Annotated in this window: 7 protein-coding genes; 5 read left to right on the plus strand and 2 right to left on the minus strand. The window is 53.3% G+C overall.

All coding sequences use genetic code 11. The features are described 5' to 3' along the window. Positions 1-132: 132 nt before the first annotated feature. The 4 genes from zorA to V8J88_RS16380 are packed head-to-tail and all read left to right on the plus strand — an operon-like array spanning position 133 to position 8,289. Positions 133-2,202 carry an anti-phage ZorAB system protein ZorA gene (zorA, locus tag V8J88_RS16365; protein WP_338845273.1) on the plus strand — a complete coding sequence of 690 codons (2,070 nt, stop codon included), beginning with the start codon at positions 133-135 and terminating at the stop codon, positions 2,200-2,202. Continuing rightward, a complete protein-coding gene (locus tag V8J88_RS16370) occupies positions 2,199-2,909 on the plus strand; it encodes an OmpA family protein (protein ID WP_338845274.1) in 711 nt (236 codons plus the stop codon). The genes zorA and V8J88_RS16370 overlap by 4 nt, the downstream gene beginning before the upstream one ends. Continuing rightward, positions 2,906-4,543 (plus strand): EH signature domain-containing protein, encoded by a 1,638-nt coding sequence (locus V8J88_RS16375; protein ID WP_338845275.1) that lies wholly within the window; start codon positions 2,906-2,908, stop codon positions 4,541-4,543. Before V8J88_RS16370 ends, V8J88_RS16375 begins: the two co-directional genes overlap by 4 nt. Next, a complete protein-coding gene (locus V8J88_RS16380; protein ID WP_338845276.1) occupies positions 4,540-8,289 on the plus strand; it encodes an SNF2-related protein in 3,750 nt (1,249 codons plus the stop codon). The genes V8J88_RS16375 and V8J88_RS16380 overlap by 4 nt, the downstream gene beginning before the upstream one ends. Before the next feature lie 146 nt (positions 8,290-8,435). Here V8J88_RS16380 and V8J88_RS16385 read toward each other — a convergent pair whose 3' ends face one another. Next, a complete protein-coding gene (locus tag V8J88_RS16385) occupies positions 8,436-9,617 on the minus strand; it encodes an Rpn family recombination-promoting nuclease/putative transposase (RefSeq protein ID WP_338845277.1) in 1,182 nt (393 codons plus the stop codon). Positions 9,618-9,694: 77 nt separating this feature from the next. On the opposite strand from V8J88_RS16385, the gene V8J88_RS16390 reads away from it, so the two are divergent. Further along, entirely contained in the window at positions 9,695-10,339 is a 645-nt protein-coding gene (locus tag V8J88_RS16390) for an NYN domain-containing protein (protein ID WP_338845278.1), read from the plus strand. A 63-nt stretch (positions 10,340-10,402) separates the two neighbouring features. Here the strand turns inward: V8J88_RS16390 and V8J88_RS16395 are convergent, their stop codons facing one another. Then, positions 10,403-12,190, minus strand: a complete 1,788-nt coding sequence (locus tag V8J88_RS16395; protein WP_338845279.1) for an SUMF1/EgtB/PvdO family nonheme iron enzyme — start codon at positions 12,188-12,190, stop codon at positions 10,403-10,405. Positions 12,191-12,308: the final 118 nt, after the last annotated feature.

Raw genomic sequence — 12,308 nt, forward strand, 5'->3', positions numbered from 1 at the left:
GCGCTGATACGCATAATGCGCAGCTTCCCCGCTACTACTGGCGATGTTACTATATACTCATTCTCGCTCTCAAAATGTTAAGGCGCACATCCAACCTGCGCGACAGTAGCACCGTACGATAAAGGAATAATAGTGACTGTATTGCTTAACTTAATTGAACGGCTGATGTCAGCCCACCCCTACATCACTTGGATATTATTGCTGTTCCTATTCCTCTTCTGCGCCTTTTTCCTTGTGCCAGGCATTCTCCACTATCTCCGCCTGTGCAAAATTATTAAGAATATCAGCGCCATCAATGAAGAACCACCAAATTTAAAAGCATTCTCGTCTTTATTTAATACTGATCCATCGTTGCTTCATCTATGGTCGGAATACAAAGAATCTTTACACCTGCAATATAAAGATGAGAACGGCATGAGTAAAGTGGCGCAAGTACGCGCCACCTTGCCTGCAGAAATGTTTTTCAATAAACAATACGTGGTGGACAGCCGGCTGCACACAGAGTTTTTTAAGCATCTGCCCGGTCTCTTTACCGGCATTGGCATTATTGGCACTTTTGGGGGCTTAATCCAAGGCCTGGCTGCATTTAAAGTCAGTGAAAATGCCGCTACTGTACGCGAAAGTTTGGAAACATTGATGAAATCAGTCGGTGAAGCCTTTGTGGTTTCTGCCATGGCCATCTTCCTGGCAATGTTGGCGACTGTTCTCGAGAAATGGCTGCTGGCAGCACTGTACAAAAAAACAGAGGAAATTGCGCACGCCATCGACAAATGTTTTGAAAGCGGCGTTGGCGAAGAATATTTATCGCAATTAGTCAAATCCTCTGCGGAATCAGCAACGCAAGCCAAGATCTTGAAAGATGCTCTGGTAAAAGATTTGCGCGATCTGTTGACTGAAGTAACGCAAGCACAAATTGCGGCGCACAAAGAACAACAGTCGAGTGTGATTGACAGCATTTTACGCTCGTCACACGAACAACTGGCGGCAGCCCGGCAAAATAATCAAGCGCTGGGCGAGTCCATTGCAAACAGCATTCAAAACAGCCTGAAGGAACCACTGGAAGCCATTGCCAACACCGTCAAAATCGCCAGTGGCGATCACAGCGCAAATACCAGCCGCATGCTACAAGATGTAATGGCCAGTTTCAGCCAACGCTTACAAGATTTATTTGGCGGCCAAATCGCAGGCTTGAGCGAACTGAATCAGCAAACTGCCAGGAGCGTGCAAGATGCGGTCAGCACTTTACAAACGCTGGTGGCGAAAATCGAAGAAACGACTCTGCGCTCTGGTGATGCGATGGCGCAACGCATGGCAGAAGCATTGGAAAACATGGAAGCACGACAAGCTGCCATGCAAACGCAGTCAGCCGCATTTATTGATCAAATCCGGCAATTGGTGGCGCAGTCACAGTCCAAGACCCAAGAAAAATTACAAGACACACTGACGACTATCGGCGCACAGATGGGCGATATGCTGCAAGCGCTCAACACCAAGCAAGAGCAAGCTTTTGCCCATAACGAAGCGCGCGAAAAGGTCTTAAATGCGCGCAGCGACATTGCTGTCAGCAAGATCAGCGAATCTGTCACTGAGGTTGTCAACAAAATCGGCGCCGCTTCTGAATTAATGGCCAAGAGCGTGGGCAGCTTAAGTCAAGCAAGCACCAGCTCAATCGACAAAATGCAAACCAGCGCTGAAGTGCTGAACAATGCCGCGCGCAATTTCGCCCATGCTGGCGATCGGGTTTCCGGCGTCATGAACCAAAGCGTAACGGTGGCAGATAAGCTGAGCGAAGCAGCTGGCGGCTTGAGCGTTGGCGCCACAAGCATACAAGATGTGCTGAAAGATTACCGCCAGCAACGTGAAATGATGCTGGAATTGATGCAGCAACTGCGCGCCACGGTGGAAGGCGCACGCAAAGAAGCTGCGCTGACAGACGATGTACTCAGGCGCATAGAAACGTCGGCGGCACGCTTGGCCGATGCACAAATGCAGGCGGATGAATATCTTGATGGGGTCAGCAATGTGCTGGCGGAATCACACGAGGCATTCGCCACCGAAGTCAGGCGCACATTGGACAAGGCGAACAGCGAATTTCACAACAAGCTGACAAGCGCAGTCGGTATGCTTTCGTCTTCGGTCAGCGAGCTGGAAACAGTGTTGTCCACCATGAGTCCGAACCCGGTGCAACGGAGCCGCACATGATAGGCGCCAAAATCATTTTCAAACGCGGCGCACAAGATGAGGCGGAAAAACCATTTTGGATTTCATTTGCCGACTTGATGACAGCCTTGATGGTCTTGTTTCTGGTCGTGATGGGCGTCGCGCTTCTTGCCGTGACAAAACATGTGAGTGAACGCGAAAAGAAAGAGCAACAGCATCGGCGCGATATCGAATTGATTTTGAATCGCTTTGAACAGGCGACACAAGGCCACCCTGGCGTCAAGCTGGATCGTGCGCGCAGCGTGATCGACTTTGGCGATCGCGCCCGTTTTGCACTTGGCAAATACAATCTCACGCCAGAGCAGGAAGCCGTATTGCGCAAATTTGTACCTGAAATCCTGCAATTAGCCAACGATGATCTCGGCAAGCGCGTGCTCAAACGGATTGTGGTTGAAGGCTACACCGACAAAACCGGCTCCTATCTGAGCAATTTGCATCTGAGCCTGCAACGCAGCCAGCGCGTGCTGTGCACGATGTTCGCCGATCGTGGCGAGCACTTGCTGAACGAATCGCAAAAGGAAGATGTGCGCAGCCTGTTTTTAGTCGGGGGCTATTCTTTCAACGCGGCAAAAGAAACCGACGAGCAAAGCCGGCGGGTGGAAATGCGGATTGAATTTTTAGGTCTGGCGGAGCAGCGCCCGCCAGCTCCTGCGCAAGCAGGCAATTTTGGCGTTTGTGCACTGCAATGAAGCCGCTTGCACGTCTGGCCAACCTGCTGCGCCCGCCCGCGCAACAAGAGAAATGGCAGCTTCCCCCTTGCCGCGCCATGGATCAGCTTTTGCAGGAGATGGAAAACCGCCTGCGCAACAGGGTAATCAAACCACCCGGCGCAGATATGCGGCTGGATGCTGTGCGCCGTTTTTGGGAAAGCGCGGAAGTGAAGTCTTTCCGCGATGCTTATCTCTTATCATGGAGCCTGGAGCAAAGACCATGGCCAAACAGCGCCTGTATCATGGAAGATCGCAGCCGCTTGCAAGGCTTGCTGGATGGCGTTGATCAGTGGCGCGCCGAGCCTCGGCAATACCGGCGCTGCTATCTGGGCTTAAGCAAAGGCTATTTCACCTACGATGGCCCAAGCCAGGCGGCTGATTCGGCCGCACTGCGCAACTGGCGCCTCTTGCGCGACTATTTGCAGCGGAATAATCCCAGGATTCAGTGCGCAACACACAATCCCGCATGGGTTGAATACGCACAACAGCATCGCCATGTATTCAGCGACACGCCATGTGCGCCCTACGTGGAAACGCTGCTGCGCGGCGACACCAGCATCATCGAAGCGCTCTGCCAACAATTGCACATCAATCAAGCCTCATGGTTTTTGCGTGAATTGGTATTAGCGCAAGTAGAAGGCGCGACCCGCTTAAGCAATGCGCAATTCCTGCCATTGCTGCCCCGTTTGCTCGATTTATTACGCAAAAATGAAGTCTTACGCGACCGTGGCATGATCGCGCTTTTAGATCGCTATGCTGAAATTGAACAATCTCCCCTGCACCAGGATTTACGCGACTGTGCAATTGCATGGTGGGGCAATCCCTGGCTGCCATCGAATAAAACACGCTGGGGCGGAGTACAAGCGGCGGCGCGTGAAATGGTGGCGAGTTGGCTAAAGCTTGAATTCATTGAAACATTTTTCACCAAGCTGGCGGAAGATGGATTGAGCGATGCGCGGCGTATGAATTTCTGGAAGCGCTATGTGAATGCCATCGACCATATCGAATTCGCACTCGGTTCAAGCGCGCGCAACGCAAAAGATGCCGATATGGTGCTGCTTCGCAAAAAAATGCATGGCATTGTCGCCCACCTGGATCACTCCACAAACAATGCCTTCATCATGCATATGGGGCGGCTGGTGGCGGTCGAATTCAGCGCCACAGGCAATGCGTTTTACGCCTACGATGCGGGGCGCGAACTTCCCTTCAACACCAAGCAAATCCTGAGCTTGCCTGTGAATGCAGAGAATTCTCTCAAGGACAAAGGAAAATGCATTATCAAAGAAAGTCATACCGATGGCCGTCTGTCCCATGACAAATGGGAAACACGATTTGAAGCCAGGCTGCGTCAAGAGTTTGACCTCACACCAAGCCGCGCCTTATCCACAACCCAGCTAAGCGCAGGCGGCCTGCGCCGACAAGCTGCGCCCCTCTACAGCCGCGCTGCGCTTATCCAGTTTGTCCAACAGCATCACTTAGAAATACGCGATATGACAGCCTCAGGCGGCAATCTTTGGGTGGTGGCTGATGACAGCCAAGCCAGTATTTCTCATGTGCTCAAAAGCTGGGGCTTTCAATATCGTTCCGGCAAAGGCTGGTGGAGACAAGCATGATTCTGAAATTATTCCGTCGCACACCATCCCATACCGCACCACAGTGGCGGCGCAGTTTCTCTCCAGATGGCATCCATATCCATAATGATGCGCCTAATGCCTCAAGTGCAGGCATAGACAGCCCACTGCTGCAAGCTTTTTTGACCCAACTGCTTGATGACGGCTTGGCGCAGGAAAGCGGTGATGGCGTATTTCTGAGTTGGGATCATTTCTATCTTGTGCGCAGCGATGCCGGCTATGCCGCATTTTGCGACCTGCTCGCCTTGCCACCCATCAACCAGGCACGCCCGGAGCTTGGCTGCCAAAACACCTTAAGCGATGCTGATTTTTCGATTACCCTGCAAGCCTGGTTTGCAGCATCCGGGCGACGCCTGGATGCACACTTGCAGGGAGCGCTATTGGATGATGGCGCTCAGCAAAGCTTGCTCAGCCCGGCGCAATGGGTTTTGTGCAAGAGCATTGTGGCATTCGCGCAGCGCCCCGAGAGTGAACGCAATGAGCTGGCGCAACGCTTAGCCTGGGGGAAAATTCGCAAGCTGGCGCAAGCTGCTCACGCCATCCTGGATAATTTTCTGCATAGCACCGTTGTGCTTACTCCAGAGAAATTACAAATCGCTTTGCGCCGCTCCGATGCTGTACAAACTGACCGCGTGATTGAAATCGAGCCGCAGTTTGAGCAGGCCCCGGCTGATTGGTTAGCCGCGTTTGATCGCGCACAACAAGTACCCGATCGCTATGACTTGCCAACGCCAGACGGCATTGTGCAAGTGTTGATTTCGCCCAAACTCAAAACGGTTTTGCAGGAAATTAAACGTCTGCCGGGGCGGCGCGTAGCCGGCAGTCGCGCGCAAGCTTTCATGCTCAATCCCTTCGCCGCTTTAGGTGAAGATGCGCACGATGTGCTGGATGAAAGCCAATTTGAGCAAGCGCGTGAAGCCGCCGGCCTGAACTACGAACGCTTTTGCCCGGTGTATGAACGCGATGCAGCAGGCTTCCCGCACAAACTCGGCCTGTTGATCGAAACCGCAGTCGCCAGCGGCCCTTGCACTTCCACCACCACATGGCTGGATGAGCAGCAGGCGGAAGCGTTTGGCGCCAAATTAAAGCATGCGCTGGAGCGCGGCCATCAATTACTGGCCTGGCAAGGCTATGACTTGATGCTTGATGGCAATGCGCAGCGCTATTGGCAGGAATGGCAAGCGGCGCTGACGCAAAGACAGCAGGGCCAGCCCCTGGTAGCTTATGCGCATGTGCACGATTTGTCCGCTTATTCAAGCCGGGTTGCCGGCATTGGCCACGAAAAAGACTATTACTCACCCTATATCGCCAAGAAAAAAGAGGATGAGGGTTGGTTTCCTGAAAACATCATGCCGATGGTGGTGTTCTCCCCTAAAGAAGGAGAAGAACCAATCGCCGTACCCTGCTCGAAAGAGGCGATTGCGGCGCTCAAGCAGGCTATGCATGCCCAGCCAACTGCTGCGACGCTTGCTGTTTCGTGGCTGCCAAGTCCGCTTCCACTTGCCGAAGCTGAAAGGATTGTGACGACTTTCGAGCGGGTTTTTCAAGATATTGAGCAAGGTCAAGCCTTTGATCCCGAGCCAACGCCCGCCGACAACACCGCCGCCAAGCCACGCAAGCAACTGGTGTTGCGCGCCAATATTCAAAGCTTGGATTATGAGGAAATGCGGCGCGAGGCGCTGCAAGCGTTGCCGCCGCAAGCCAACTTGCCCAAGAGCATACGCCCGGAATATGCCTTGCTGCCGCATCAACAAGCCGGTCTGGCCTGGCTGCAACATTTGTATCGCTTGCAAAACGAATATCAAGTAAGAGGCGCCGTTTTGGCCGACGATATGGGCTTGGGCAAGACCTTTCAACTGCTTGCGCTGATCGCCTGGCTGTTGGAGCAAGAACCAGACCTCGCCCCGATTCTGGTGGTGGCGCCGGTTTCATTATTGGAAAACTGGCGGCAAGAAGCCGACAAATTTTTCATCCCGGGCGCCCTGCCCATCCTGACGGCCTATGGCAAGAATTTAGCGCAATTGCGCGTGCCGCGCGCCCAGATTGATCAGCGCTTGCAATCCGAAGATGGACTCGTAAAATTTCTGCGGCCGGGCTGGATCGGTCAAGCCAAGCTGGTGTTGACAACCTACGAAACCTTGCGCGATCTGGAGTTTTCATTTGCGGCGCAAAAATGGTCTTTGATGGTCTGTGATGAGGCGCAAAAAATTAAAAACCCTGCCGCCATGCAAACCCGCGCCGCGAAAAAGCAAAACGTGGATTTCAAAATTGCCTGCACCGGCACCCCGGTGGAAAACACCCTGGCCGACATCTGGTGCCTGTTTGACTATGTGCAGCCGGGCTTGCTGGGCGCATTGAATGACTTCGGGCAGCGCTATCGCAAGCCGATTGAAGCCAAAACGGAAGAGGAAAAAGCGCGGGTGGAAGAGTTGCGCGCCAAGATTGCACCGCAGATTTTACGCCGCCTCAAAACGGAAGTCGCCACTGATTTGCCGGCCAAAATCATTGTCGAAGATTGCCGCAAGCTTGCATTATCAGAAGCACAACACAATCTATACGTCAAGGCGCTGGACGACTTCAAAAACCGGGATGCGCTGCAAGCAGCCGCGCCGTTTAAAAATCACCTCGGCTTGCTGCAATATCTGCGCGCCCTGTGCACCGACCCGCGCCCCTTTGGTTTAAACGCAGGCAAACCGGCTTCGCTTGCGCAATACCGGCAAGACGCGCCAAAACTTGCATGGCTGTTGCGCCAACTGGCGCAGATCAAAAGACAGGAAGAAAAGGCCTTGGTGTTTTGCGAGTTTCGTGAGATACAGCGCTTGCTGCAACACTATATCGAAGCCGAATTCCAGTTCCGTCCCGACATCATCAATGGCGATAGCAGCGCAGCGGCGACGCACGGCGCCAGCCGTCAGCAACGCATCGACCAGTTTCAAAACAAGCAGGGCTTTCATGTACTCTTGCTGTCGCCGCTGGCGGTAGGCTTTGGTGTGAATATTCAAGCGGCAAACCATGTGATTCACTACACACGCTGCTGGAACCCCGCCAAGGAGGATCAAGCCACCGACCGCGCTTACCGCATCGGGCAAACCCGCCCCGTATATGTGTATTACCCCATCGTGCGCGCCATTGATTTCACAACTTTTGACGCCAAACTCGATCAGTTGTTGGAAACTAAGCGCGAATTGGCGCAAGACATGTTAAACGGCAGCGGCGATCTGCATTTTGATGATTTCATTGAAACCGAAGCTGCCTTGCCCGGCGCAAGCGAGTCGCAGAATGAGGATGATGAACGGATCAGCTTGGATCATGCCTTGCAAATGGACTGGCGCCATCTGGAAGCTCTGGTCTGTGCGCTCTGGAGTCAATTGGGTTATGCATGCTATCTGACGCCTGGAATGGGCGATAACGGAGTGGATGTGGTGGCATTACCAGGTCGCAATGCAAGCGGGCAATTGCTGCAAGTCAAAAGCAGCGCGATCGAAGGCGCGAGACTGGGCTGGGATGCCGTCAAAGAAGTCGTCGCCGGCGCCGCATTTTATCAACGCCGCCATCCTGAGGTGAGTTTCACCAAAGTGTGCCTGACGAATCAGTTCTTCAACTTGCACACAAAAGAAAACGCCGCCTTGAATGGCGTGACTCTACTGGAGCAGGATCAGTTAGCAGCGTTGCTCACCAAATATGTGGTGAGCATGCGTGATGTGCGCCGCCTGCTGCCGCAAAATTGAGGGCAAGATGTCCATTAGAAATTGCCGCATATGCAACTGCCGGCAGAAGGTGGCGGCACGCATCTTGATCGCAATGACCTTGGCGCCTGTTTGCTTATCAATACTGGAAAGCCGGGCGAGCAGTTTTATCGCATCAAGTCGCCACGCTAAGCAAACACATCATCCAAACGTTGCGCATGCAACCCCCTCTGCAACCAAATCTCCAATGGCGCCAGCCCGGGCTGATCTATCGTGGCCAAGATATCTTCGGGAATGGCGCCAAGGCATTGGCGTAAAAGCATGTGCAATACCGCTGCACTTTGTTTTTGCCAGCCTTGCTCTAAGCCTTGTTCAAGCCACTCAGCCCGACCTTCTTCACGCCCCTCGTCAAACGCGGTATCGGTGACGTTTTTCAAATCGCGGTAATACTTGAGGCTGGCTTGATACGCGGCGCGATCCTGGGGCGCAAACGCGTTCAGTTCGGCGATTTGAAACAGCTTGGTGAAGATGGCTTCTTTCAGCACATCTGGCATGCTGTCCAATTCGTCCAGATGGCGGAACACGAACAGCCATTTGTCTTGCAAGGTCTGCAGTTCTTCCAGGGTTTTGCTGAAATTGGGCAAGGTCAGGTAAATGAAGGTCAGCTTGTCGTAAAACACTTGATTGTGCTGATTTTTCAACTGCACAGTGTGGATCACGTCGCGCTTGTCGGCTTCATCAAAAATAAAGTCGAGAATGCCGATGGTATACACCGCCTGCAGTCGGTAATCCCAATCGCCTTTTTGCCCCTGCTCTTGAATCGGAAAGCTGGCATAGTAAAGGCTGCGGTCTTTGAAGAAGTTTTGCTTGGCTTTTTGCAATTCCACCAAAAAGTATGCGCCATCCGGGGTTTTGCAATGCAAGTCGAAAATGGCTTTGCGGTCCAGCATGGACACACCTTGCCACTCGTTGCGACTGAATTCAAGGCTGGCGATTTGGTGCTTGGCGGGCAGCAGGGTGTTCAGGAAACTGATGAGCAGGTCTTTATTTGACTCTTCACCGAAGACTTTTTGAAAACCAAAGTCAGTCCACAAATGGAGGTACTTGCCCATGATGCGCCTGCCTGCAAAAAAGGGGATTTTAGCATGGAGCTGGTGGAGCACTTCGGACTGCTTGTGTGGCGATGCATGAAGCTTGTGACGCTTTTGTTGGCTTACGCCAATGCTTGCCTGCTGCATGTGGCGCGTCAGGTTAGCGGCGTTTGCGTTCTGCGGATCGGGCTTGACGGAAAGGGCGGTATCAGATATTGTGCGCCATATACCCCCAAGCGTTTCGGCGCATGGGCGCGGAAGTCGAAAGATTTCCTGCATACCAACCTCCTCAAGCACTTTGGTGTTTGAGCGCGAAGCCCCCGCAAGGGGGCTTCTGCATTTTTACGGACTACACCATGAGTAACGTCATGCAATGCAGAACCAGTGTGTATATTGACGCCTTTAATCTTTACTTCGGCGCACTCAAGGATACGCCATATCGCTGGCTCAATCTGCGCGCAATGTGCCAAGCTTATTTGCCGCATAACGAAATCACCACCATCAAGTATTTCACCGCGAAAATCAGCGCCCGCCCTCATGATCCGCAACAACCTGTGCGCCAGCAAACGTATTTGCGGGCGCTGGCAACGCTGCCGGAGTTGGAGATTGTATACGGCCACTACCTGTCCCACACGGTGCGCGCCCGGCTGGCGCAACCACCTTCACATGGCCCTGCCACTGTGGAAATTATCAAGACAGAAGAAAAAGGTTCGGATGTGAATCTGGCGAGCCACTTGCTGCATGATGCCCATCTGAATCAATTTGATGTTGCCGTGGTGGTTTCCAATGACTCTGATTTGCTACTGCCGATCCGCTTAGTGCGCACGGAATTGGGTAAAAAAGTGGGGATACTCAACCCTCAAAAACACCCGAGCCGTGCGTTGCTGCCGCATATTGACTTTATCAAACAAATCCGCACTGGGGTACTGGCGGCATCTCAATTTCCACAACAGGTACAAACAGCTCAGGGGCAGATTATTCATAAACCTGCGGGATGGTGAGCTTTTTGGGCAGTTTGGCGCTATTGGAGGGAGTAAAGAGGTAAAGAAGCAAGAGCTAAGCCGCTAACGCGGCGTCCGGGCCACACGCAAGCCGAGATTGAAGTAGCGGTAGTCTGGCGTGCTGGGGCCGCGATTGGCTGCGCGGGAGAAGATGTCTGCACCGCTCAAAGAACCACCACGCAGCACGCGCGTTCCTTCAAAGCAACTTTGCAACCATGCACTGCCATCCGCCGGCGCCCCCTGGTAGTTGGCATGCCAGCAATCCTCCACCCACTCCCCCACATTGCCGTGCATGTCGTGCAGCCCCCATGGGTTAGCCTGCTTGCCACCCACGGCATGGGTTTTGCCGCCAGCATTGTCGCTATACCAGGCATAGCGCCCAAGCTGCGCCTCATCATCACCAAAATGCCATGTTGTGCGGCTGCCCGCCCTCGCTACATATTCCCATTCCGCTTCGCTCGGCAAGCGATAGTCGCCGCGTGTTTTGGCGTTCAACCAAGCCACATATTTTTTGGCATCTTGCCAACTGATGCCGACGATGGGGTGCTGTTCATCCGTCAGGGCCGCACCCAAAATCCGATAGTGTCCATCTGATCCATGCTGGTAGTGGTATTTGCTGCCCTTTTCGCGCCATTCCAGTTCGGGGCAAGCACGAGCGGCCACACAAGCCAGATATTGCGCCACCGTGACTTCATATTTGCCCAGCATAAACGCCTTTACCTCCACTGCATGCGCTGGCTTTTCACTATCCCAACCACTTTTATCATCCCCCATCACAAAGCGCCCCGCCGGGATGGCCACCATTTCAGGGCAAACATCGCATTCTTTCCAAGCCTCGCCCGTCTTCAATTCAACAACTGGCTGCGACGCCGGGGTCAGGCTGGGGACTGGCGCTATGTTTGCTGCACTTACTGCTGCCTGCCTGGCTTTGGCTACTGCTTGCAAATTGCGCGCCTGCTCCAACCATTTTCCATTCGCATACCCTTGCACATACGCTTGGCAAGCATCAACCGACACGGCGGTGGCGCACCGTTTAAATGCTGCATCATCAATATCGGGATCAATGCTTGGCGCATATTCAGACAGCAAAAATCTTTTCCCATCCAGATCACCTTCCTTCATTGGTCGCTGCTTTCCATCTGTTTGCTTGCGCACAGTTTCAGCTACAAAATCCAATTGGGTCGTCAGCGGTTTTTTCTCGCGCAATGCAGCGGCCAGCGCATCGGCATAGGTGCTGCTATCTTTCGCTGTTTTGCCATACGCCGTTGCATACGCAATCAACAAACCTTCGCCGCCGCCGGTTGATACGATGCCTTTCGTGCCGCTCTTGCCTTCGCCGGGGCCGTCGCGGCAGGCGTCTAAAATCAACAAGGTGATGCGGCGCCCTTTGTCATTGAGTTTGTTGCGCACTTCATGTGTCTGCAAACCTTGCGTTTCCCAAGCCCAGGGGTCGCTGTCTCCGGTGTGGGCATCGGTGCCGAGCAAAAAGCTTTTGCCATCGGCATTGATGCCATGCCCGGAAAAATAAAACACCACCGTATCCGCCGCTTGCGCCTTGTGGGCAAATTCCCACACCAGGTTTTTCATTTGCAGATACGTCAAATCGGTTTTCGCAACCACTTCATCAAAGCGCAAATCGTCTTTAAACACTTTCGCCAACTTGGCCACATCGCGGCGCGGGGTATTCAGGGTGCGTTCGCTGGTGTATTTTTCATTGCCTATCAACAAAGCCATGCGCTTGGCCACCCGCACTTCCTGCGCCAAAGCAAGGCCGGGCAGCAGCGCTGCCGCCAAAGCGGCAAAAACCAGCAAGGCGCGCGTGAACAAGGTCAAGGTACGGTAATCAGGCATGGCGACATGTTTGAAAGAGTGATCAGGCCATTCACAGTCAACGCTTATTTGTACCATATGTGGCCACACGGCAACAAGCGATTGCCTATCTCTCCTCTACAATTGTTGCACCACAATC

It is taken from the genome of Massilia sp. W12, assembly GCF_037300705.1.
Taxonomy (GTDB): Bacteria; Pseudomonadota; Gammaproteobacteria; order Burkholderiales; family Burkholderiaceae_D; genus JACPVY01.